Origin of the sequence: Paenibacillus popilliae ATCC 14706 (assembly GCF_000315235.1) — a bacterium.
GTDB lineage: Bacteria > Bacillota > Bacilli > Paenibacillales > Paenibacillaceae > Paenibacillus_B > Paenibacillus_B popilliae.
In genome coordinates this window covers 1-570 of record NZ_BALG01000463.1, presented here as the reverse complement: position 1 = coordinate 570, position 570 = coordinate 1, and the positions used below count along the sequence as shown (strand labels likewise).

The window sequence follows — 570 nt, the reverse complement described above, 5'->3', positions numbered from 1 at the left end:
TCGCTTCTTATTTCGCGGAGCAGGCGTACCAAGATAGGGAGCGTTCGCATTACATCAAAAAGATTCGTATCGCCGATCTGTGGGAGACGGATCATAAGCATTTGCTGAACTTGCCGGAAAGTGGATTTGAAGCCTTTCGCATAAGCGCAGCGATCGTCAACAAGTACGGAGAGATTCGGGCGGACGGGGCGACGATCCCGCTGCTTGGATTGGTTCAGCCAGGTAGCGAAGTGCTAATCCAAACGTTCTGGGATCGCCTTGTGATCCTAAACAGCCAGCACCAACACGTACGGGAAGTGCCCCGAGCGTATACGGGCCAAGCGGCAGAAATTCCGTGGCCACAAGTGTTTACGAATCTGCTGCACAAACCGCGCAGCGTCACGCATTCCCAGTTCATCCGTATGTTGCCGGATATGATGCAGCAGTATGTCTTGGTGAAGGAACTGGAGGTACGCAAGGAGCGCCTGCAGGCACTGGCCCATTTGTGCGGTGTGTATACGATGGAACAAATTGAGGAAGCCCTCGAACAGGAGGGCTGTGAAGCCACGGTTGCCCGTCTCACAGCGGCGC

1 pseudogene is annotated in these 570 nt (G+C 54.7%); it reads left to right on the top strand.

From position 1 onward, the window contains the following. Positions 1-570: pseudogene (locus PPOP_RS23095) on the top strand (hypothetical protein); the annotation flags it as partial.